The sequence below is a fragment of the Akkermansia muciniphila genome (assembly GCF_030848305.1).
GTDB lineage: Bacteria > Verrucomicrobiota > Verrucomicrobiia > Verrucomicrobiales > Akkermansiaceae > Akkermansia > Akkermansia muciniphila_A.
The window spans coordinates 1,600,567-1,623,298 of sequence record NZ_CP114598.1; the positions used below are offsets into that span (position 1 = coordinate 1,600,567).

Here is a 22,732-nt window from a genome sequence, read left to right on the forward strand (position 1 = left end):
CATGGACAAGAAGATTTTTCCGGACGAACCTGAGATTCCCATTTTGCCTAATTTGTTTACGGCAGGGAATCTGGTGTGCGGTTTTTTCGCCATTCTGACGATTTTTGAGGGAATCAACCAGGCGGACAGCGACGCTGTGGCCGCTTTTTCCTGTTATCAGAATGCCACTTTTCTGATCTTCGCGGCGTGTTTGTTTGACTTGTTTGACGGCCGCATTGCCCGCATGCGCGGGCAGGACGGCCCGTTCGGGCGGGAATTCGATTCACTGGCGGATATTGTCTCCTTCGGCATCGCTCCGGCGCTGCTGGTGGCCAAGGCCGTTCTGTTCCAGCTGTCCCCGCCGGAGGTGGGATGGGGCATCGGCATCCTGTACCTGCTGTGCGCCGCGTTGCGCCTGGCGCGGTTTAACTGCATGGCGGCCGCTCCCCGGAAGGAAGGCCAGAGCAGCGATTTTGTGGGGCTGCCCGTTCCGATGGCGGCGGGTGCCGTGGTCTCCACCATGTACCTGGTGATGTATCTGGCAGGCAGGGCGCCGGACGGGGCCATGGACCTGGGCGTCTTCAAGTACGTGATTGCGCTGGCAATGGCGGGAGTCTCCATTCTGATGATGAGCCGGGTGATTTATCCCAGCTTCAAGCATATCAACATGCGCACGCGGGGGACGATGTACGCGATTGTGTTCATCGTGCTGGCGGTCATCTGCATTTTCAAATTCCCGTGGGTGATGCCCGCAGTCATTTTTTCCATTTATCTGCTTTACGGGCTGGTGCGGCCCTGGGTGGCCCGCCGCTGGCGGAACAGGCTGGAAGCCCGTGATGGAGAATAAGAAAGCCTGTAGAAAACTGTTCCTTCCTTTTCTTTGAACAGACTACGCTGCGCCGGATTGAAACCGGCCGTGCCCCTGAGTCCGTTTTTTAAGGGAGGGGCGGAATAGCCCCTAAGGACCGGAGCTTACTTGTTTTTCTTTTTAAAGTCGTCCGCAAAGGGGTCTTTTTCCGGGGCGGTGGGCACGGCGTGCGTTTCAATGTCCTTGGTGCTCTTGACCAGCGTGATGCATACGGGCTTGCTGCGGTTGCCCATGGCGTCGTAAGTGTAAAGGAAGCGGCGCACGAGTTCCTTGGTGCGGGAATCGAACATTTGTTCTTCTCTCAGGTTGGCGTTGCCGTCGTAGCCGTAACGCACGAAAAAGAGTTCGTTTTTCTGTCCGTCAAAGATCAGGCAGGAGCGCAATTCTCCAAAAGGCCCTCTTTTGTACAGGGTTACGGAAACAAGAACATTGCGGACGTTGTAAGTGGTTTTTTTCATCCCCTTGCCGTCCCCTGTTTTTTCAAAGTAGCTGCGGGAACCGTCTTCATGCTTGACCATGCGGGAAGAAGCAGTCTGAACATGGAAATCGTCCTGGCCGGCGGCCAGGGCTCCGGACGTCATGAGCATGGGAATGAAGAGAAGCAGGGGCGTTGTTTTCATGGTGAAAAAAGAGTTTCTGACTTATTAAAGTGATGTATAGTGGCTTTGACAAGAACGTAATTAGATGAACTGGCTTGTAAGGAGAAACGTATTGGATGTGGCGCGCGGAGGCGTGTTGATGGGAATTGTGAACGTTACTCCGGATTCCTTTTCCGACGGAGGGCGTTTTTATGCGACGGAACGCGCTGTCTCCCATGCAAAAGAGCTTGAACGGCAGGGGGCCCTGATTCTGGACATAGGGGGGGAGTCCACCAGGCCGGGGGCCGCGGAGGTTTCCGCGGAGGAAGAATTGGGCAGGGTGCTGCCCGTGGTGCGGGAACTCCGTTCGTGCACGGATGCCGTGATTTCCGTGGACACGCGCCATGCCGCCGTAGCGGCGGCTGTGCTGGAAGCGGGTGCGGACGTCATTAATGATATTTCCGGATTGCGGGAGGAGGGGATGGCGGAATTGTGCGCTGAGGCGCGCTGCGGCGTGGTGGCGATGCACATGCAGGGACAGCCTGAAACCATGCAGGACGCCCCTTCTTATGGGGATGTGGTGCGGGAAGTGCGCGGCTATTTTGAGGAACGTTATGATTTTCTGCTGGCGCGGGGCCTGGAACCGGAACAGATTTGCTGGGATCCCGGCATCGGCTTTGGCAAAACGGCGGAACACAATCTGGCCCTGCTGTCCAACATGGACAAGCTTCAGGTGGCAGGCCGCCCGGTGCTGCTGGGCCTTTCCCGCAAGCGCATGCTGGGCGCCGTCCTGGGGGATGCGGAGCAGGGCCGCGCGCCGCTGAGCACCGCCGTGATGACGGTGTGGGGGCATTTGCACGGCGCGCAGATTCACCGTGTCCATGACGTGGCGGAATGCGCCCGCGCTCTCCGGCTGATCCGGGCCGCTGAACCGTTTGTCCGCTGATTGAGCCATGGAATCCGCTTCTTCCCGTCCGGTATTGACGTCCCTGGCGTCCATCGCGTTTTCCCTGGCGGTGGTGTTCCTTTTTCTGGCGGTACGGGGGATCTGGCCTTTCGGCGGCCGCTTCCTGGAGTATATGGATAACGGGCAGCTGGTTTATCCTACCTTGAAGTATTATGCCTCCGCCCTGATGTCCGGAGCGTTTGACGGAGCTTTTTTTTATGATGTCAATGGCGGCGCGGGAATCCGGGTGAGCCCTACGCTGCCGCATCAGCTGCTGGTCCCCTCCACCTGGATTGCCGTGGCGATGGGGGATTCCTTCCTGTTGAAGGACATGGTCTGGGTGATGCTGGCGGATGTGGCCTGCATCTGCGTGACGGCTTCCTGGTTCCTGAGACGCGTGTTTCCCTCCCTGCCCGTATGCTGGACCGTGCTGCTGACGGCGGGGTATGCCGTGGGGGGCTTTTTCCAGACCAAGTACGGGTTCATGCAGTTCCTGGACCATGCCGCCATGTTCCCCCTGTTTGCGCTGGGCCTTTACCGTCTGGTGAACGGGGGGAGGGGCTGGCTGTATGCCGCCGGCCTCTTCCTGCTGGCTACCTCCCTGTACAGCGCGTTCATGGCCGTCGTCACCGGCTGGCTGTTCGCGTGGGCCTTTACGCTGCCCCTGAAAGGGACGCGGGAACGCCGCGTGCGCCTGGCCCGCGTGTTCTGGTACACGGCGGCGGTGACGCTGGCCACCTGTTATTACTGGCTGCCGATGGCGGAAATGAGCCGGGATTCCATGCGCTCCCTGTTTATGACGCCGCCCACGTTTTTTGAGTTGTCATGGCCATTTGACCCTCCGAAATTCCTGGAACGCCTTTACGCCTGCCTGCCGGGGATGTCATTCGCCGCTCTGGCGGCGGTTTATCTGGCTTACGGGAAGAAGGCGTTCCCTGCGCCGGACAGAGGGAGAAGCCTGTTTATTCTTCTTCTGGCGGCGTCCGTTTTGCCCGCGTTTGTCGAGCCCATCCACCGCGCCGCCCATTTGTGGAGCTACGTGGATTTTCCCGTCCGGTTCGGTTTTATTCCCAATCTGGCGGTAATGTCGTTCTGCGCCTGGATTTTGTCCGGCGGCAGGCTGCCGGGGCCGGCAGGACGGCCGTGGGGGTGGGGATGGAGCCTGGGGCTTCCCATAGCGGCTTTTTCCGTTTCCCTGTTTGTCCTGCAGATGACGGCTGCGGATCTTGCGGCGCGTCTTCTGCCGTTGCTGTTTTTTGCATGCGCATGGCTGTGCTGGAGGCATGTGGAAGGCAAAAGGCTGGCGTGGTCCATTGCTGCCGTGATGATGCTGGGGCTGCCCATAGGGGCTGCCGCGTTCTGGAAGCAGGGGGAGGAGGAGAAAGCCTCCGTCCAGGCGCTCAATGCGGAATGGCTGGCGCGCGGCATGAAGGGGTATTCAGGCTTGCTGCGCGTGAAGGACAGGGATCGCCTGATGGTGGAAAACGCGGATTGCCTGGGGCCTGTCCCGGGTATTGGCAATTTCCGGCATACGACGAGCATCGATCATTTCCGTTTTCTGAAAAACCTGGGGTACCGGGATGAATTCACGCGCACATACGGCCAGGGAGGCACTCTGTTTTCCGATTTATTGCTGGGCCATGGTTTTGTGCTGGCGTCCCGGCCCATGGTGGGAATGGAGTGCGTGCTTTCCCGGGAAGGCATGTATTTATACAGGCTTCCGGGCGCCCGCTGGGGTCTGGTGGTTCCCCAGGGCGCGCTGGGGCTGCGTCTGGATGAAAACGCTGATGTGTTCAGCAATCTTAATGCCCTGCATGCCGCGCTCTGCCCATCAGCGGAAGGCCCCCTTTACGTACCCGTAACAATGAGGACGGAGATGAGCGGCCCCTTTTACCGGGCGGACATTCCGGAATATCCCGGCGCGGTGTACGGGTTCCCGCAGACGGATACGGCGGAACTCCGCGTCAATGGCTGTGCGGTGTCCGTCATGGCGGAGGCGCAGAAGACATCCGGAGGAACGAGCCGCACCTATAACGGGGTATTGGAGTTGAAGCGTGCGGCCGTTGCCGGGGAAACCGTGGTGGAGGGAAGAATGCTGCGGGTTGTGGAGCCTCCTCTTCTGGCAGCTGCGGCGCGTACGCCGGAGCAGGATGTTCCGGTTCTGGGGAAAGAGCAGGATAAGTACGGGCTGGAGGCGAAAGGAAGAGGTGGCCATGTGGAGGTGGAGCTGACTGCCGGAAAAGGGGAGGCTCTCATGGTTCCGCTCGTGTATGACCGGGGATGGAGGGCCCGGCGGAACGGGATGGAGGCGCCTGTGGAAAAGGTGGGGGAATTGATGGCGGTGCGCCTTCTGGAAGGGCAAAACCGGGTGGTGTTTGATTATTATCCGCCTCTGTTGAAAAGGTCCCTGCTGGTTTCCTCCGGAGCGGCCGTCATCTTCCTGCTGTATGCATGGTGGGCGCGGCGGCATTCGGAATCCACGCTCAGGAGGATTGTCCTGGCCTGCGGATACAGGCTGTTTCAGTGCTGCGCCGCCGTGGTGCTGGCGGCTGTTTATATAGGGTCAATCGTGTTGTTTATCGTGCAGTCCGCGTTGTGAAGGAATCCCCGGAAGTCAGGGGAAGATGCCGGAGATTACGCAGGGAGGGATGTTGACGTGGAGCAATATCCGCGGGGCGGAGCCTTTTCCGTTTTTCCGGTTGCCGGATTGGCGGGAAAAGGCTTTCCGTTTTGAAGGATGGTTGACAGGGGAATCTGGCGCGGTAGAGTGGTTTCATGCAGTCTTCCTATTGTCCGAGTCCTTATCGATACACGCGCCGCGCAACCCGTGAAGTCATGGTGGGGAATGTGGGGGTGGGCGGGTCCAATCCCATCCGGATTCAGTCCATGCTGACGTCCGATACGCGGGATACGGATGCCTGCGTGAAGGAGGCTTTGGAGCTGGCGGAGGCTGGGTGCGAGATTATCCGCCTGACCGCGCAGACCAGGGCATATGCCGCCAATTTGGAGAATATTTCCCGGGAATTGCGCGCTGCCGGCTGCCATGTGCCTCTGGTGGCCGATATTCATTTTAAGCCGGATGCCGCGATGGAGGCTGCCAAATGGGTGGAGAAGATTCGTATTAATCCGGGCAATTTCGTTGATAAAAAGAAGTTTGAAGTGCGGGAGTATTCCGACGCCGAATACCGCGAAGAGCTGGACCGCCTGAGGGAGGAATTTACGCCCCTGGTCCTGTTTTGCCGGGAGCATGGCCGCGCGATGCGCATCGGTTCCAACCATGGCTCCCTGTCCGACCGCATTCTGAACCGCTTTGGCGATACGCCGGAGGGGATGGTGGAGAGCGCGATTGAGTTTGCCCAGATTGCCCGCGACCTGGATTACCATTCCCTGGTGTTTTCCATGAAGGCTTCCAACGTCAAGGTGATGGTGGCCGCCTACCGGTTGCTGGTGGAGCGCATGAACGCCCTGGGGCCGGATTGGAATTACCCCATTCATCTGGGGGTGACGGAAGCCGGGGGCGGAGAGGACGGACGCATCAAGAGCGCCGTGGGCATCGGCTCCCTGCTGACGGACGGCATTGGGGATACCCTGCGCGTTTCCCTGACGGAGGACGCCGTGCGGGAGGTGCCCGTGGCTTACCGCCTGACCAATCCTTTCCAGCCGTCGGAGCGTTCTGATGACCCGGTTTCCTTCTCTGAACCGGAGTTGAGTTATGACCCCCTGAAGTTTTCCAAAAGGCAGGGGGGGCTGGCGATGTGTCATGGCGTGCGCCTGGGCTGGGAGCAGCCTGTGCGCGTGGCGATCCCCGACGCCGGGTTTTACGCCCTGCAGACGGAACGGGAGGCGATGGGGGACATGATGCCTGAATTATCCCTGGGGCAGCTGGATGCCATTGAGGTGGATCCCCGGTGCGATGCCGATCTGGAGCCGTTGAGGGAACTGGCGGAACCGTCCATTGTCACTGTAAAGAACGGGCTGGCTATGGAGCCTGTATATGCGTTCCGCCTTTTGGCGGCCCGGATTGAGGACAGGCACCTGATCCTGCTGAAAGATACGCTGGCGCCCGGTTCCGTTTCCGGGGAAGACGTGCCGCTGACGGCTGCCCGCAATATCGGCTCCTTGCTGTGCGACGGGATTGGAGACGCCGTGCTGATTCAGGGCGAGCCAGATCCCCGTTTGGCTTCCTTCCTGGGATTCAATATTTTGCAGGCCACGGGAACGAGGCTGACGCGGGCGGATTACGTTTCCTGCCCGTCCTGCGGACGCACTCTGTACAATATCCAGGAGGCGACGGCCCGCATCCGGAAAGCCACGGAACATTTGAAAGGGGTGAAGATTGCCGTGATGGGGTGTATTGTGAATGGCCCCGGAGAAATGGCGGATGCGGATTTCGGGTATGTGGGCGGCGCGCCGAACAAGATCAACCTGTATGTGAAGCACACCCCTGTGAAGTTCAATATTCCCCAGGAGGAAGCTGTGGAACGGCTGGTAGACCTGATTAAGGAGTATGGGCGGTGGGTGGACCCCAAGTGAGGTTTTAACGTTGAGGGAGGCTTTTTCTGATGCGGAGAGTGTTTATCAGCGGCGGTCACGGCGGTTTGGCGCGGGCCGTCGTGGAATGTTTTTCCGCCGCAGGATGGGAGACGGATGCTCCGGGCCATGCCGTACTGGATGTGGGAGACCGTCCCGCCGTACGCCGCTGGTTTGATTGCCATGCCGCGTATGATTTGGCGGTTTGCGCCGCCGGAATTACCAGGGACAGGCCGTTCCTGAAACAGACGGAGGAGGAGTGGGACGAGGTAATGAACGTGAATGTGACGGGAGCCGCCTGGTGCGGCCGGTGCGCCGCCGCCGCCATGATGCGGGAGAAACGGCAGGGGCAGGTGGTGATGGTCGGCTCTTATGCGGCGCTCCGTCCGGCTCCGTCCCAGGCGGCTTATGCCGCTTCCAAGGCTGCTCTGGCAGGCCTGGTGAAGAGCCTGGCGAGAGAATGGGGAAAGGAGGGGATTCGCGTGAATCTGGTGTTGCCGGGGTTCATGCTGACGGAGATGACGGCCGTGCTGAGGGAGAGCGTGAAAGAGGCGGCATTGTCCCGGCATGTGTTGAACCGGTTGAATACGCCGGAGCAGGCTGCGGCGTTTATCCTGTTTTTACAGGATGTTCTTACGGCAGCTTCCGGCCAGGTGTTCGATCTGGACAGCAGAATTGTTTAATAATGGACAGCGGATTTATTATCCGCGTTCATTTCTCCCAATAAAATATTTTCAAAAAATTCATTTTTTAAATAAAAGGGGGCGTCTGCGATGATTCTGAAAACAGCAAATCCCCAGGAACAAGGGTTTTCCGGTCTTCTGGAAAGCATGTAAACATGAAGAAATTTCCCTTTCCGTGTCTGGAATTTCATGTTTTCGGCGGAAACCGGATATCCCTGAACCGTCAGTTTTTTCTTAAATCACTCTTCTTCAATATTAAGGCTTGAACGCGGATAATAAATCCGTAGAAATGTTTCTCCATGAGTTTGCCGCTGGCTGATGATGAAGAGAAAGGAAAGCGTTTTTCCTGTGGTTGTCCGGAATATATTTCCCCGTCCCGGAATTATGGGATAGATGCTTTGCGCATTGTCGCCATGGTGATGGTTTTAATTCTTCATCTTTTGGCCTCCATTGATGTTTTGTCTGTGGAGAATCATGGGACCTCTTCCTATAATGTCGGGTGGCTGCTGGAGACTGCCGCTTATTGCGGGGTGAATTGTTATGCGCTCATTACAGGATATGTGTGCTGCGACGGAACGTTCAGGTATGAACGCGTGGTTTCCTTATGGTTTCAGGTTGTTTTTTATACATGGGGCAGTTTGCTGCTCGCGCTGTTGTTGTTCCCCCACGCGCTTCAATTGAATCATATTCTGAATTCCCTTTTCCCCGTTTTATCCGGTCAATATTGGTATGTGACGGCGTATGTGGGGTTGTTTTTCTTCATTCCGTTTCTTAACGCCCTGGGGAACAGGCTGACCAAATTACAGTTCCAATATCTTCTGGTGACCGTTTTTGTGCTGTTTTCCGTTATTCCCACCCTGCTTCACAGGGATGTGTTTTCGGTGGAAGAAGGGTATACCATCTGGTGGCTGGGCAGCCTTTACATGCTGGGGATGTATATTAAAAAGCATGGTTTGCTGATGGGAATGAAAACGCGTTCTTTATGGATGTTTTATGCCGGATGCGTATGTTTCGCCTGGGGTTTCAGGATGGTTCTTAACGTGGTGTCTCCATACCTGATTGGGCAGGTCAAGGGCGGTGGAATGTTTGTTCACTATAATTCTCCTTTTATTGTAGGAACGGCGGTTGCCCTGCTGCTGATTTTTTCCCGGATGCATTTTTCATCCCGAAGATATGTCTCCTGCGTTTCATGGTTGGCGGCAGCGTCGTTCAGCGTTTATGTGCTGCATTGCAATGCTTTGATAGGAAAGTGGTTTTTATGGGATGTCTTTGAGTGGACTGCGTCTTCTTCCACAGCGCTGATGGTTGTGAAAGTGTTGGCTGCCGCCGCCGCGGTTTACGCTGGATGCGCCCTGGTGGACTCCGTGAGGCGTTATTTGTTCAGGTTGATAAACGTGGAAAGAGGCGCCCGGTCAGTAACGGGCTTTTGCGGAAAGCTGGGGCACGCGTTCCGGCAGATGTACCGCCGGATAAATCCGCGTCCCTGAGGACGTGGAAATGCTCTGTTCCGGCGGTTCCGGGCGGTTTTTGTCCGGAAGCCGGGCTAGTTGTTATGATGGCTTTTGTCCAGGAGGGATTTAAGCCAGGGAATAACCAGGTCTTTTTTGAAGAAGTGGTTGCGAGGGTCCACGTTGACGAGGCGGAAAAAAGCGTCTCTGTCCAGTCCTGCGGGCAAGTGGCTGCCGTTCCAGCGTTGGGCAGGGTCCGCAAACCGGGGCTGGTGGTGGTATTGGAAATGATCCGGCGCTCCGGCCATACGGTAAGCTGCGGAGATGATCCGGAAGTCTCTGTCCAGGCCGCCTTCCGTGCAGATGACGGGGCGCGGGGCGAGAGCCGCCACAATATCCGGGAAGTCGAATTGTTTCCAGAAGCCCGGAATGAGGTGGCGGATGGAGTTGGGCGCGGAGCGCACGCCCCTGCCGTTGGGCATGGTCATGGTTTTGGCGCGTTCCAGCGTGCGGCACAGAAAGTCGTTATATACAAAGGCAAAGATATCCGGATTCAGGATGCCCAGAACCATCATGGGTTCCGTTCCCAGGGAGAAGCCGCTGAGAATAATATGGTTTTTTTGCGCCCAGGGGCGTGTTTTCACCCAATCCAGAACACATTGGTCCGCATAGGAGGCGTAGCCCAGCCAGCTCCAGTCCATTTCCAGCAGGAAACGGGCCAGGTTTTCATAATCGTGAGAAGAACGGCCTGCGGCGCGTTCCGCGTCTCCTTCCTCTCCCGTTCCGGCGTTGTCCACCACAATGGCCGCCCATCCCTGCCTGACATAATGGAACGCCATGGCGTTGTTGCCCGGCTGCTGTACGGGAGGCTGGTCCAGATCCGGCGATGTTTCCCCCGCCAGCTCTTCCTTGGTCTGGTCGGAACCGGGAATGCAGAACAGCACGGGAACCGGATTTTTGTCTGAAGCGTTGTCCGGCAGGAGCGCCAGGAACGGTACGGCGGCTCCCGGGAAGGGATAGGCTTCCCATTTTTCCACCCGGTAGTGTTCTCTTTGCGCGGTTTTTACCAGAACGGGGGTAGGGATATCCGCCTGAAGGGGGAATTTCATCAGTTGTTTCATGGCTTCCCGGAGTTTTTTCCGCCAGGCGGGGAAATCCTTTGGAGCCATATCCGGAGAAAACTCGCATGCCGGACGCAGTTGCTCCAGCATGGTTTGGACGACGCCCCGTGAGGAAACATGCCGCTGGTCGCTCCGGGAGGAATGAAGCACCGCCCAGTCTTCCGCCCGGAATTTTTCACTGGGCGGGGAAAGGGAGAAGGAGGGAAGAGAAAGGGTTGCCAACAGAAGAGAGAAGAAAACGGCGGGCTGAATAGTCATGAAGCCAGATTGCCATAAAAGGAGCTCCCGTTGCAAGGTTGCGGCAGTGGTCTTTTCAGGTTGTTCCTGACGCACCGGAAGCTTGAGTTTTTCCGGGCAGGGCGGTAGTTTTGCCGCCGTCATGATGACGGGGGGTAAGAGTCCTGGAAGCCCGGAACCGCGGGTATGCGGCCTGGGCCTGGCTTCCGGCTTCGGCATGGGGGCGGAAGCCCATCTTGCCGGGGTAAGGGAAGGACGCAGAGTGTTGAAGCCGTTGAGCGAGTTGTGGGGCGAGGGGAATCCCTGGGACTATGTATTAAGCGGATGGATTCCAGACAGGGGGCTGTTATGCAGCCGCAGGAACGGCCCTGCCTCCCAGCTGGCGCTGCTGTTGGCGCGACAGGCTGTGGAGGAAGCCGGATGGGGAAAGGAGGAATTGAGGGACGCCGCCCTGATTGTAGGCAGTTCCCGCGGGAACGCTTCCGGGTGGCTGAGCCCGTGGCCGGGACGGCGGGCCATGAAAATTTTGGCCGTTCCCAATTCCCTGCATAGCGAGCTTGCTTCCTGCGTCAGCATCGAATTGGGAATTTGCGGGCCTTATCACGTCCTGGCGAGCGGCTGTGCCGCCGGCCTGGATGCCGTAGGCATGGCCGCCATGCTGATGCGGCAGGGAATTGTCAAGAGAGCGTTGGCTATCGGTCTGGATTTGCCCTTGTGCCGGGAGCTGCTGGGAACGTACTGGGCCTCCGGCATGCTTTCCCGCAATGGCTTGAATGATCCCTACGGCCCCCTGGCCGACGGCATGTGCATTTCCGAGGGCGGGGCGGCCATAGCCCTGGAGTTGTCTTCGGAACCCGGTATTTATGTGAAGGATTATCTGGTGAATTCCGATGCCTATAGCCCGCTGGGCATGCCGGAGGACGGAAAGAGCATTGCCGCCCTGCTGGAGGCTGCTTTGAAAAATTGGGATGGAGAGGTCCCTCTGACCGTTTGTCCCCATGCCAGCGGCACGGCAGGGAATAGCGTGTCCGAACGGGCTGCTCTGAAAAGGGTTTTTAGAAACGGACTGCCGGATTTGAGGATGATGAAGCCGTGGACGGGGCATGCCATTGGAGGCAGCGGAATTCTGGAACTGGCTCTGATGCTTGCCTTTGCCAGAGAGGGGGTATTGCCTCCCAATCCTTCCTGGGTCACCTTCCTGGAAGGCAGCGCCTGTTCTGCGGAGGAACTGCCGTTGGCCGGGGGGCGGATGCTGGTCAAATCCGCCGCTTCCATGGGCGGCCATAATGTGGTGCTGAGTCTGGCCGTGGACGGCTGAATATTGTTGAATAGTGAACGCTTATGAAGAATCCTGAACAGTTTTTGTCAGAGTTGCAGTCTGCGGGGCTGCTGCGCGTCCTGCGGGATGTGGAATGCCTGCCCGGAGGGATGGCCCGCCTGGCGGATGGGCGCGAAGTGGTCAATCTGGCGAGCAACGATTATCTGGGGCTGGCCCACCATCCGTCTCTGGCGGAGGCTTTTTCCCGTGTGGTGCGGGATGAAGGGGCCGGGGCCATGGCGTCCCGCCTGGTGACGGGGACGCGGCGGGCGCATTCCCGTCTGGAAGAGGCCCTGGCCGCTCTGAAGGGAACTGAGGCGGCGGTCAGCTTTTCTTCCGGTTATGCTACCTCCCTGGGGGTGATTACTTCTATTGCGGACCGGGAGGATACGGTGCTGATGGACAAGCTGTCCCATGCCAGCCTGATTGACGGGGCGCGTTTGTCCGGGGCGCGTTTGTCTACCTTCCTGCATAATGATATGGAGTCATTAAGGAAAAAACTGCAACATTTGCGGAACGCGAATCCTTCCGGAGGGATTCTGATAGTGACTGAATCCGTTTTCAGCATGGATGGAGACCGTGCCCCTCTCCGGGAAATCGTGCGTCTGAAGGATGAATTCGGCGCGTTGCTGCTGGTGGATGAAGCTCACGGATTCGGCGTGCTGGGGGAACACGGGGCCGGACTGGCGGAAGAGCTGGGCGTTTCCTCCCGGATAGATTTTCAAATGGGGACTTTAAGCAAGGCCGCCGGAGTAAGCGGCGGATATGTGGCCTGTTCCCGCGCCTGGGCGGATGTCATGGTTAATTCCGCCCGGTCCCTGATTTATTCCACGGCTCCGCCCCCCGCTCTGGCCGCTGCCGCCCTGGCCGCGGTGGAAGTGATCCGCAGCGGGGAGGGAAAGGAATTGCGCCGCCGTGTTTCCGTGCTGGCGAATGTTTTGTCCGCCGCCCTGGGGATGCCGGGAAGGCCTGTTTCTTCCATTTTCCCTGTTGTCGCGGGAGAGAACGAGGCTGCCCTGGCTGCGGCGGACGCTCTGCTGGAACAGGGATTTCTGGCTCCCGCCATCCGTTATCCCACGGTTCCCCGTGGAACGGCCCGGTTGCGCATTACGGTGACGGCGGCTCATCACTCCGGTTGGATACGTCGGCTGGGGCAAATATTGGAGGAGCTGCCGCACGGAGAATAGGATTGTCAGCTGGAAAATCATGAAAGCGTTGTCTTCCCTTTCCCTGCATTTGGTCCTGAGCCTGTTTTTTCTGCCGATGATCATGGTATATGCCGTGACAGGCCTATTGTATATGGGTGGCGCGGATCAGCATTTTACCTCCCATGTGGAAGTGTATGAATTAAGTTCCGGAGATGAGCCTCCCTATGCGGATTCCTGCCGGGAACTGGAGCGTCTGGGCGTGAAATTACCGGAAGGAAAGGTCAGGCCGTTTAAGGGGAATTACATTCTGGGTTTGGTAACAGGTACGCATGTGCTGTTTCTAAAAACGGAAAATTCCCTCAGGGCCGAGGTGGTGAAGCCTGGCATTTACCCCAATCTGTTGCTGGTTCATAAGGGGAAGGCGGGGTGGTGGTTTTCCGCGCTGGGATATGGCTCGGCCATTTCCCTGATCCTGTTGTATATTTCCGGCATTCTTCTGATGTGGAGGAACAGAAGGAAACGGAAATTGATGCTGGTCAGCGCCGTTTTGGGGACATCTGCCGTCGTGGCGGGGTATCTGATGTTCTTTACTATGGGATGACATCCTGATGTCCCGAATGGCAGAGCTTGCCTCTTGACAGGAAAGTTTTTCTCCTTGTAATGGGAAAGAATGAAGGTTCCCAAAGGAATTTTCACTGAACCCTATAAAATAATGTAATGATGAATACTTACGACTCTTCTTCTCCTTCGTCCTGCTGCAGCGGTTCACTTTCCTGCACGGCTGCTCTTGTGCTCGGCATTATTGCCCTGGTATTGGCATTGGTCGGTTTTTTCCCGTGCCTGGGCTGGATTACCCTGATTCCTGCGGGATTGCTTGCCATTATTGCGCTGATTATGAGCATTGTGGCTGTCAGTAAAGGTTCACCCAAAGGGGCTCTGGTGGTTGCCATTATCGCGTTGGTTTTGTCCGCCGTGGCGGGAATTGTCCAGGCATGGATGGCCAGCGTTACCGTGACCTACATGGAACAGCACCAGGATTATGTGGAAAAGAAGGCTCTGGAAATTCAGAAGGAGCTTCGGCAGATGGAGCAGGAAAACAAGGAGGCATTGAGGCGGTCCGTTGAGGCGGATGGAATGTCCCCCGCGGACGGAACAGGCTCCCGGGAACTGTAGTTCCTGAACCTTTCAGGAAGATCGGCGATGAATGGCGTGCGCTCGTCATGGCGTTCATGCCGTAATAGAATGATGGTCAGGAAAGTGTGGCTGCCTGTATGGGCTGTTCTGTCCTGCCTGTTGCTGGCGCCTTCCCTCATGGCGCTGGCAATCAGCCCTGACGGGATGAATTCTCTGGCGGCCTCTGTTGCCGTGCCGCATCGTGAATGCCCGTTGTGCGGCATGACGCGGGGGTATGCGGAAATGGCCCGCGGGAATATCCGCGCCGCATGGGGATGGAACCGCGGCGCTCCGGTCTGGTTTATGGCAGGACTGCTCAATGGAGGGGCTGCCGTGGTTTATTTGGCATGGCTCTGGCGGGGAAGGGCCATGCGCCGGAAAAAGGATAAATGGCTCTCCTGTGGAGAAATCCGGCAGGAAAGGGAGGGGAAATAGTTTCTTACGGGATGCGGCCAGTCAGGATGATTTTTCCGTCATGAATTCGGCACGTTAAAAAGATGCTCCGGGAAAGGACGGATGAATTAACCAGATGGTCATCATGTCTATTTTCAACTCCCATTGATTGACCATTCGGAAAGGAGGGGCAGCCGGGCTGGAAGAAACAGTTCTACCTGTCCCCGGCAGATGGGACGGCGAAGGTTTTGAAGAGGGGCGTGGGAAGTTCTTCTGCCGCCTGTTTATTCCCTGTCACGGGGGCTGGTTTTTGGAGAGGGGAATGCGGGGCTGTTGTTTCGTTCCCCAGGGTTATTTTTTGTCAGGAAGGAAAATAGCTTTTCTGAAAACGGCCGTTTTTGCCGTTCATGGAAAGAAGTATCCGCGTTATGGAATATTTTGGATTTTTCTCATTTTAATGTTTTGCTGATAATATTGTTTTTTATGTAGTTGTGTTATTTTCTAACATTTTTATTCTAGGCCCGCCTGATTTTATATATATAGTTTTTGGATATTGTATGAATATTTGCATGTCCATCTATAGATCAATCGAATTGCGGAAGAATGCATCCGGAAGTTATAAAATCCGGCTGACTATCGACCGGGGAAGCAAGTTTTGCGGAGCCAGGAAATCTCTTGGGCTCGGTACCCACCGGGAGGATTGCGCCTTAAGACGTGCCTACCTGATGCGATGCCTGCTGTTTCATATGGGATGGTTTCCCGGCGGAAAGATTGCCGTCAGGAATTCAGCCGAGTGCGGCATCAAGGATGTTGTTTGGGACAGCATGGAGTGTTCAGGGGATTCCGGAATGTTCAGGCTTACCGGAAGGGGATGCCGCATGGCCGCGGATGAGACCATGGCTATCTGGTTCCAGACGAATGGAGATGGGAGGGTTCAGTGCCTCCGTCTGCTTATTTCCGGATGGAGGAAGGATGACCGGGCGGGTGATTTGAGGGTGTTGATTCAGGGGATGCGGCATTGCGCCTCGGAACAGCGCCAGCATCCTTGCCGGATTTTGAATATTGAAATCGGAGCAGGTCCTCTCACGGCGCCCCGGGATGAATGTGTGCTGAAAGGGTAGGAAAACGGATTGTTTCAGATACCGGTTTATTCTGGTTTTATTCGGAGGCCGCCACGTTCCGGTTGGGAAATTGGGCCGAATGTCCGGCATGCCCGGCCCGGAGTTTATTTGGCCGTCATGGACGACGGGAAGGTTGCCGTATCCGAGGTGAAGGCTCGGGAAAAAGGCCGGGAGGAATGGCGTGCTGCCTGCCGGGAAAGGGAGGCCTGTTTTTTCTGCATGAAAAAACCCCCGGATGGAATGATAGCCATCCGGGGGTTTGCTTGAAGGTTCCGGCTATTTTTTAGCGGGCAGTTTCACTTGAATGTGAACGTCGCGCAGCTGCCGGTCTTCCGCGGCGGCGGGGGAATCGCTCATCAGATCCGCTCCGCGGTTGTTTTTCGGGAATGCGATGACTTCGCGAATGGATTCCGCGTTGCAAATCATCATGACCAGGCGGTCCAGTCCCAGCGCAAGGCCGCCGTGGGGCGGAGCGCCGAAGCTGAAAGCGTCCAGAATGTGTCCGAATTGTTCGCGGGCCTGTTCCTCCGTGATGCCGAGCGCCTTGAACATGGCGGACTGCAAGTCGCGTTCATGGATGCGGATGGACCCGCCTCCCAGCTCCGTGCCGTTGAGCACCACGTCGTAGGCCTGCGCACGAAGGTCTGCGGAGAGTTCTCCGCTGAGCAGTTTTTGTTCGTCTTCCTTGACGGGGCGGGTGAAGGGGTGGTGGATGGCGACCCATCGCTGTTCTTCCTCATCCCAGCCCAACAGCGGGAATTCAATAACCCACAGAAAGTCGCGTTCCTTGTTGTCCTTGAGCAGTTCCATGAATTCGGCGCATTGCAGGCGCACGCGGCCCAGGATATCGCAGGAGGGTTCCCACGGGCCGGCGGCAAAGAGAACGAGATCTCCCGTTTCGATGTCCAGGGCTTCCGTGAGTTTTTGCTTTTCTTCGTCGGAAAGGAATTTGGAGATGGGGCTTCTCCAGTCTTCTTCGCGCACCTTGATGTAGGCCAGGCCTTTGGCGCCGGCTTCCACGGCTGTTTTCGTCAGGGCGTCAATCTGGCCAACGGAGGCGGAACCGAATCCCTTGGCGTTGATGGCCTTGACTACGCCGCCGTTGCTTACGGCCGAGGCGAATACCTTGAAGCCGCTGTTTTCAAAGATGGATGAGACGTCCGTCAGCTTCATGCCGAAGCGGCGTTCCGGCTTGTCGGAACCGTACTGATCCATCGCTTCCTTCCAGGTCATGCGGGGGAAGGGGGTGGGAATGTCCACGCCCAGGGATTCCTTATATACGCGTTTGAGCAGGCCTTCCACCAGGTTGTAGATGTCTTCCGGCGTGATGAAGGAAGCTTCAATGTCCACCTGGGTGAATTCCGGCTGGCGGTCCGCGCGCAGGTCTTCGTCACGGAAGCAGCGGGCAATTTGGAAATAGCGTTCCATGCCGGCCACCATGAGCAGCTGCTTGTATTGCTGCGGGGCCTGGGGCAGCGCGTAGAATTTGCCGGGCGCCAGGCGGGAGGGGACCAGGAAGTCCCGTGCGCCTTCCGGCGTGGATTTGGAGAGGATGGGCGTTTCAATTTCCAGAAAGCCGTGCTCGTCCAGATAGTCGCGCGTGGCCTTGGTGACGCGGTGGCGGATCTGCATGTTGCGGGCCATGGCCGGGCGGCGCAGGTCCAGAAAGCGGTATTTGAGGCGCAGGTCTTCGTTGGAGAGGGCCCGATCCAGCTGGAAGGGGAGCACGTCAGCCTTGTTGATGACGTTCAGGGTGTCTGCGGAGACCTCGATTTCCCCGGTGGGAAGGTCCGCGTTGGTCGTGTCCACGGTATCCGTTTTCAGGCGGGCGGCCACGGTGCCGGAAATCTGGATCATGTCTTCGGAGCGGAGCTGCTGGGAGGCTTTCGCCACATCCTGGTTGACTTCCGGGTGAAAGACTACCTGCGTGATGCCGGAGCGGTCGCGCAAGTCGATAAATATGACGCCGCCATGGTCCCGGACGGAATCTACCCAGCCGATGAGGGTGGTCGGCTTGCCGATGTTCGCAGCGCGCAATTCGCTGCAGGTATGAGTGCGGTATGAGTTCATCTTTATTGAAAATGGAAGAAAGGGGGGGGAAAGAAAGGCGTCAATTGCTTCCGGTGAGTGAAGCCACGGCGTCAAACAGGTCGTCCATGGCGACGGAGGATGAGGTGCGGGCTCCCAGGTCGCGAAGTTCCATGCCCGGGAATTCATCTCCCACGATCAAGGCCGCGCGGGCGCCGGATTTGACGGCTTTCTGGAGCTGTCCGTTGACTTTGGTGAGCGTGAGGGGAAGGTCTACACTGTATCCCTGGTCCCGGAGAGCGGAAGCGATGGCAAGAACTTCCGCGCGGCGGCTCTCAGACGCCTGAACCATGAAGATGTCGCAGCCTGCGGAGGCCAGCGCCGCATCTTTCAGCGCTTTGGCATGGGGCGTCTGTTCAATGAGGTGGGTGATGACGGCATCCCCCATGGCAAAGCCGGTTGCCGACATGTCCACTGCGTTGTTGGAAAGGGCGCCTACCAGCGTGTCGTAACGGCCTCCGCCGGCTACGGCGCGCAGGCTGCGCTGTGTGTCAAAGATTTCAAAAACCAGGCCGGTGTAGTAGGCCAGCCCGCGCACTACGGATAAGTCCAGCCTGACATAGCCGTCCAGCCCGCGGGCCGTCAGGTCTTTCATCAGGATGTCATAGCGTTCGGACGCTCCGTCGGGCGGGTTTTCAATGAAGGCCACCAGATCGTCGCGGCTGATATGGAAGGCGTCCAGCTTGCGCTGGCATTCTTCCGGGCGGTCGCGTTCAAATTTGTCCACAATGCCCAGGAAAGCGGGAATATCCTGTTCCTTCACGCCGTGTTCCGAAGCAAACCTGATCCAGGCTTCCCGGTCAGAGACGCGCACGATGAAGTCGTTTTGCGTAAAGCCCAGTTCCCTCATGCAGTCAATGGCCAGGGCTATCAGTTCGGAATCCGCCCACGCGGAGGCTTCTCCCAGAATGTCCGCATTGAATTGGTAGAATTCGCGCAGACGCCCTTTCTGGGGCTTTTCGTAACGGAAGCATGAACCGATTTCAAACCACTTGAGCGGTTTGGTGTATTCGCGCTGGTAGGCGGCTGCGATGCGGCCCAGGGAGGCGGTGAGTTCCGGGCGGATGGTGATGTCCCGGTCCCCCTGGTCCGTGAAGCGGAAGAGCTGGGTGGGCAGTTCGCCCCCGCTCTTTTTAAGATAAAGCTCCGTGGCTTCTACAGTGGGGCCCTCCCATTCCAGGAATCCGTAACGGTGCGCCACTTTCTTCCATGCGTTGAAAAGATAGTTGCGCACGGCGCAGTCCGCCGGTGCAAAATCGCGGAATCCGGGAAGTGGTTGAAAGCGAGCGTCTGGCATAACCTGGGAAAAAGGATGTTGTCTGAGGACGAAACAGTTTACAGAATTCCTATGCCTTGGCAAGTCCACATGCTTATGATGAAGGAATTTCGGTGGAAATCATATAAATGGCCTTATGCCGGCAGATGGGGATGGTTCTTCCGGTTTTACATGAAATGAGGAAGGGCGGGAAAGGATTGATTATTGGGGAATTTATTGTTTTTTATAAATTATCCGGATTTTTGGCGCGGGCTGTGGGGCAGGCGGGTTTAAGTGGCTGGGGATTTGTAATCGGATGTCAAACAACAATATTGAACAGCAAGGGGAAATGATAAGAAGGTGTTCTCAAAAGTTTTTCTGCGTATGGAGCATTGCATCTTTCCCTTTATAGAAAAGTGTTTTCCTCCCGCGCTAAAAAGAAAACCGGGGCAGTTTTGTTTGATTTCATAGGGATATGACGTGAAACGAATGAGTTTTTTTCCTCTTTGAGAATCTAATAGCAGTATTGATTATGTGTAAAGAATGTGGATGCGGGGGGGAGTTCTCCCATGAAAGTCACGGCCACGGCATGGACGTCCATGTTCCGGTATTGGATGCCAATGACCGGCTGGCTGAGCGCAACAGAGGTTTTTTTGCGGCAAAAAACCTTTTGGTTATCAATGTTTTTTCTTCTCCCGGGTCAGGAAAGACTTCTTTGTTGCAAAAGACGGCGGAGATGCTTCGCGGCCGTGTGCGCATGGGGGTTATCGTAGGGGATTTGGCGACGGATAATGATGCGGAGCGCCTGAGCCGCGCGGATATTCCCGTGGTGCAGATTACAACGGGCACCATGTGCCATCTGGACGCCCGCATGATTGCGGAGGCCATGAAGAAAATGCCTCTGGACGATCTCGACGTGTTGATTATTGAGAATGTGGGCAATCTGGTTTGCCCGGCTTCCTATGACCTGGGGGAAGGCGCGCGCGTGGTGCTGCTTTCCGTGACGGAGGGGGAGGACAAGCCGTTGAAATATCCTCCCATGTTCCATTCTGCGGATGTTGCCCTGGTGACCAAGTCCGATCTGGCGGATGCCGTTGAGTTTAACCGTGACGCCGCCCTGGCCGCCCTGAACAAGGTGGCTCATCATGCGCACGTGATGGAGGTGTCTTCCAAGACCGGCGAGGGAATGGAGGCCTGGTGCGAGGAGATTGTGGAGCGTGCGCGCCGCGCCCGGGAAGGCACGATTCAGCATCATGGCCATCACCACCGTTGAACAGGCCGCCGCGGCATTGAAATTGGAGATAGCCGGCATGGTTCAGGGGGTCGGCTTCCGGCCCCATGTGTACCGTTTGGCGGTACGGCACGGATTGAAGGGGTTTGTGCGCAATACGGAGTCCGGCGTGGAGATTCATGTGGAAGGGGAGTCCGGCGCTCCGGAGCGTTTTTTTTCCGCGCTGATGGACGGTCTGCCGGAGCATGCCCGGGTTGATGGAGTGGAGCGGACCGTATGCGAGCCTGCCGGGTTTGAGGAATTCCGCATTGAGGAAAGCGATTCCACCCCCGGAGGCGTTCCGATGATGCTGCCGGATCTGGCTCCGTGCCCGGAATGTCTGAAAGAAATGCGCGACCCGTCTTCCCGCCGGTATCATTATCCGTTTACCAACTGCACGCACTGCGGCCCCCGCTATTCCATTATTGAGAAAATGCCGTATGACCGCGCGGGAACCAGCATGAAGGGGTTCCGAATGTGTCCGGAGTGCCGGAGGGAGTACCAGGATGTGGAGGACAGGCGTTTTCACGCACAGCCTATCGGCTGCCCGTCCTGCGGCCCTTCCATGAAGGTGCTGTTTTCAGATGGTTCCGAACTGGGGTTCGGCCATGGGTTTGATACCCCCGCGGCACAGGTGGCATGGGTGCTGGCGGACGGTTTGATTGTGGCCCTGCTGGGCGTGGGAGGGTTTCAGTTGCTGGCGGATGCTTCTTCGGAAGCTGCCGTCAGGCGTCTCCGGCAGTTGAAGGAGCGTGACGCCAAGCCCTTTGCCGTGATGGTGCCGGATGTGGCTGCGGCGGAGAGGCTGTGCCGCCTGTCGGAGGAGGAGAAGCTCCTGCTGGCTTCTCCGGCCGCCCCCATTGTTCTGGCCCGGGGGAGGAAGGGTGCGGATCTGGCTCCTTCCGTGTGCATGTTCAGCCGTTTTGTGGGGATAATGCTTCCGTCTTCCCCTCTTCATGCGCTGCTGATGGATGTGTGGGGAAAGCCTCTGGTGGTGACCAGCGGGAACCTGAGCGGCGAACCCCTGTGCACCTCCGTGGAGGAGGGGCTGGAGAAACTGGGCCGTGTGGCGGATGTGTTTTTTGTGCATGACCGCCCGGTAGTGCGGCCCGTGGATGATTCCGTGGTCCGCGTTACGGACGGCAAGGCCATGATGGTGCGCCGCGCCCGCGGATATGCCCCGCGGCCCGTGTGGCGCACATCCGCGGCGGCTCCCGACGTGCTCGCCCTGGGGGCCGGACTGAAGAATACCATCTGCTGGCTGAAAAGAGGCGTGGCTGTCATGAGCCAGCATCTCGGTGACCTGAGCAGTGCGGCTTCCCTGAGTGCTTTTGAGCGGACGGTGGAGGCGCTGGGCAGAACCCTGGATGCCGTTCCGCAGGTCATTGCCGTGGACGCCCATCCGGACGGCCCTGTCTTGGCCCTTGGTCGGCGTCTGGCGCGGAAGTGGAATGCGGCGGTTGTCCCTGTGCAGCATCATCAGGCTCATGTGCTGGCCTGCGCCGTGGAGAATGAAACGCCGTTTCCTGCTTTGGGCATCGCCTGGGACGGGACGGGGTTCGGTATGGACGGAACGGTATGGGGAGGGGAATTTTTTGTGTTGGAGGAAGAGGGTGAGCCGCGCAGGGTGGCGCGGCTCAGGCCGTTTCTTCTGCCCGGCGGGGATGAAGCGGTTCGGGACCCTTCCCGGTGCGCCTGTTCCGTGGCCCGCCAGATGATGCCGTGGCGTACGGAGGGTCTTGATAATCGTCTGGAGAGGGGGATGCCTGTGCGGAAACGCGAGGTTCTGGAGGCGATGATGGCCCGGAATATCCATTGCCCGGCTACCTCGTCCATGGGGCGGTTGTTTGATGCCGTGGCTTTCTGGTGCGGTTTTGACGGTGAGGCGGGGTGTGAGGGCCATGCCGCCATGATGCTGGAATCATGGGCCGCGGAAGCTTCCGGGGAAAAAATGCGGGGGGAAGCGTATGAATGGGTTATGCATGAAGAAGAGGGATTGCTGGAACTGGACTGGCGGCCGCTGATGAAGTCTGTGGATGAAGATTTGTTGAAAGGCGTTTCCCGCGGCTGCATCGCCCGCAAGTTTCATGAGAGCCTGGCGAATCTGGCATTTGACGTGGCGGAGCGTTTTTGCCTGGACAGGCTGGTGCTGGGCGGCGGATGTTTTCAGAATGCCTTTTTGCTTGAAGGCCTGGCGGGAATGGCCCAGTCTAGAAAGTGCCAGTTGGCTCTGCCCCAGCGGGTGCCGTGCAATGACGGGGGAATTTCGCTGGGGCAGGTTGCGGCGGTCGTACGCCAATGGAAAGGATAGAATATGTGTTTGGCCGTTCCCGGAAAGATTGTGAGCGTTAATGAGACGGACCCTTTGTTCAGATTGGGGGTGGTGGACTTTGGCGGCGTGACCCGTGAAGTGAACCTGGCCTGTGTGCCGGAAGCCGTGCCGGGGGATTACGTCATCGTCCACGTGGGCATGGCCCTGAGCGTGCTGGATGAGGAAACCGCTCTTCAAACCCGCAGGGAAATGAGGGAAATTGTGGAAAATACGGATCCTCTGTAAGGGGGCGTTTCCCGAATTC

19 protein-coding genes are annotated in these 22,732 nt (G+C 57.6%); 15 read left to right on the forward strand and 4 right to left on the reverse strand.

Annotation, left to right across the window (positions count from 1 at the left end; translation table 11 throughout):
* The first annotated feature begins 1 nt into the window (after position 1).
* Entirely contained in the window at positions 2–826 is an 825-nt protein-coding gene (pssA, locus tag O4G22_RS07035; protein ID WP_094135393.1) for a CDP-diacylglycerol--serine O-phosphatidyltransferase, read from the forward strand.
* Positions 827–951: 125 nt separating this feature from the next.
* On the opposite strand, the gene O4G22_RS07040 is transcribed toward pssA, so the two are convergent.
* The gene (locus tag O4G22_RS07040) at positions 952–1,467 is read right to left on the reverse strand and encodes a hypothetical protein (RefSeq protein WP_094135392.1); all 516 of its coding nucleotides are present in this window, start codon (positions 1,465–1,467) and stop codon (positions 952–954) included.
* A gap of 64 nt (positions 1,468–1,531) precedes the next feature.
* On the opposite strand from O4G22_RS07040, the gene folP reads away from it, so the two are divergent.
* The 5 genes from folP (at position 1,532) to O4G22_RS07065 (ending at position 9,071) form a co-directional block, all read left to right on the forward strand.
* A complete protein-coding gene (folP, locus tag O4G22_RS07045) occupies positions 1,532–2,371 on the forward strand; it encodes a dihydropteroate synthase (RefSeq protein ID WP_306701383.1) in 840 nt (279 codons plus the stop codon).
* Positions 2,372–2,378: 7 nt separating this feature from the next.
* Positions 2,379–4,970: a YfhO family protein gene (locus O4G22_RS07050; RefSeq protein WP_306701384.1), complete on the forward strand. Its 2,592-nt coding sequence runs from the start codon at positions 2,379–2,381 to the stop codon at positions 4,968–4,970.
* Positions 4,971–5,146: 176 nt separating this feature from the next.
* The gene (gene ispG, locus O4G22_RS07055) at positions 5,147–6,904 is read left to right on the forward strand and encodes a (E)-4-hydroxy-3-methylbut-2-enyl-diphosphate synthase (RefSeq protein WP_306701385.1); all 1,758 of its coding nucleotides are present in this window, start codon (positions 5,147–5,149) and stop codon (positions 6,902–6,904) included.
* 29 nt (positions 6,905–6,933) lie between these two features.
* Entirely contained in the window at positions 6,934–7,584 is a 651-nt protein-coding gene (locus O4G22_RS07060) for an SDR family NAD(P)-dependent oxidoreductase (protein WP_306701386.1), read from the forward strand.
* Positions 7,585–7,883: 299 nt separating this feature from the next.
* Positions 7,884–9,071, forward strand: a complete 1,188-nt coding sequence (locus O4G22_RS07065; protein ID WP_306701388.1) for an acyltransferase — start codon at positions 7,884–7,886, stop codon at positions 9,069–9,071.
* A gap of 56 nt (positions 9,072–9,127) precedes the next feature.
* Here O4G22_RS07065 and O4G22_RS07070 read toward each other — a convergent pair whose 3' ends face one another.
* Positions 9,128–10,411, reverse strand: coding sequence for an alpha/beta hydrolase family protein (locus O4G22_RS07070; RefSeq protein WP_306701389.1), 1,284 nt, complete (start codon positions 10,409–10,411; stop codon positions 9,128–9,130).
* A 121-nt stretch (positions 10,412–10,532) separates the two neighbouring features.
* Here O4G22_RS07070 and O4G22_RS07075 point away from each other — a divergent pair, with 121 nt between their 5' ends.
* The 6 genes from O4G22_RS07075 to O4G22_RS07100 all read left to right on the forward strand — a co-directional run bounded on the left by O4G22_RS07075 (position 10,533) and on the right by O4G22_RS07100 (position 15,543).
* Positions 10,533–11,708: a beta-ketoacyl synthase N-terminal-like domain-containing protein gene (locus O4G22_RS07075; RefSeq protein WP_306701390.1), complete on the forward strand. Its 1,176-nt coding sequence runs from the start codon at positions 10,533–10,535 to the stop codon at positions 11,706–11,708.
* Between the two features lie 23 nt (positions 11,709–11,731).
* Positions 11,732–12,895 carry an aminotransferase class I/II-fold pyridoxal phosphate-dependent enzyme gene (locus O4G22_RS07080; protein WP_306701392.1) on the forward strand — a complete coding sequence of 388 codons (1,164 nt, stop codon included), beginning with the start codon at positions 11,732–11,734 and terminating at the stop codon, positions 12,893–12,895.
* A gap of 19 nt (positions 12,896–12,914) precedes the next feature.
* The gene (locus O4G22_RS07085) at positions 12,915–13,457 is read left to right on the forward strand and encodes a hypothetical protein (RefSeq protein ID WP_306701393.1); all 543 of its coding nucleotides are present in this window, start codon (positions 12,915–12,917) and stop codon (positions 13,455–13,457) included.
* A 116-nt stretch (positions 13,458–13,573) separates the two neighbouring features.
* Positions 13,574–14,029 carry a hypothetical protein gene (locus O4G22_RS07090; RefSeq protein WP_094135381.1) on the forward strand — a complete coding sequence of 152 codons (456 nt, stop codon included), beginning with the start codon at positions 13,574–13,576 and terminating at the stop codon, positions 14,027–14,029.
* Positions 14,030–14,098: 69 nt separating this feature from the next.
* Complete coding sequence (locus O4G22_RS07095) at positions 14,099–14,464, forward strand: DUF2752 domain-containing protein (RefSeq protein WP_297404151.1); 366 nt, start codon at positions 14,099–14,101, stop codon at positions 14,462–14,464.
* A gap of 515 nt (positions 14,465–14,979) precedes the next feature.
* Positions 14,980–15,543 (forward strand): hypothetical protein, encoded by a 564-nt coding sequence (locus O4G22_RS07100; RefSeq protein WP_306713834.1) that lies wholly within the window; start codon positions 14,980–14,982, stop codon positions 15,541–15,543.
* Positions 15,544–15,819: 276 nt separating this feature from the next.
* On the opposite strand, the gene aspS is transcribed toward O4G22_RS07100, so the two are convergent.
* Both aspS and hisS read right to left on the reverse strand, forming a co-directional pair.
* Positions 15,820–17,613, reverse strand: coding sequence for an aspartate--tRNA ligase (aspS, locus tag O4G22_RS07105; RefSeq protein ID WP_306701394.1), 1,794 nt, complete (start codon positions 17,611–17,613; stop codon positions 15,820–15,822).
* Positions 17,614–17,653: 40 nt separating this feature from the next.
* Entirely contained in the window at positions 17,654–18,928 is a 1,275-nt protein-coding gene (hisS, locus tag O4G22_RS07110; RefSeq protein WP_306701395.1) for a histidine--tRNA ligase, read from the reverse strand.
* 547 nt (positions 18,929–19,475) lie between these two features.
* Here hisS and hypB point away from each other — a divergent pair.
* Genes hypB through O4G22_RS07125 form a run of 3 tightly spaced genes read left to right on the forward strand, consistent with a single transcriptional unit; the run spans position 19,476 to position 22,713 of the window.
* On the forward strand, positions 19,476–20,159 hold the full coding sequence (gene hypB / locus O4G22_RS07115) for a hydrogenase nickel incorporation protein HypB (RefSeq protein WP_306701396.1): 684 nt from the start codon (positions 19,476–19,478) through the stop codon (positions 20,157–20,159).
* Complete coding sequence (gene hypF, locus O4G22_RS07120; RefSeq protein ID WP_306701397.1) at positions 20,140–22,467, forward strand: carbamoyltransferase HypF; 2,328 nt, start codon at positions 20,140–20,142, stop codon at positions 22,465–22,467. The genes hypB and hypF overlap by 20 nt, the downstream gene beginning before the upstream one ends.
* A 3-nt stretch (positions 22,468–22,470) precedes the next feature.
* Entirely contained in the window at positions 22,471–22,713 is a 243-nt protein-coding gene (locus O4G22_RS07125; protein ID WP_012420439.1) for a HypC/HybG/HupF family hydrogenase formation chaperone, read from the forward strand.
* Positions 22,714–22,732: the final 19 nt, after the last annotated feature.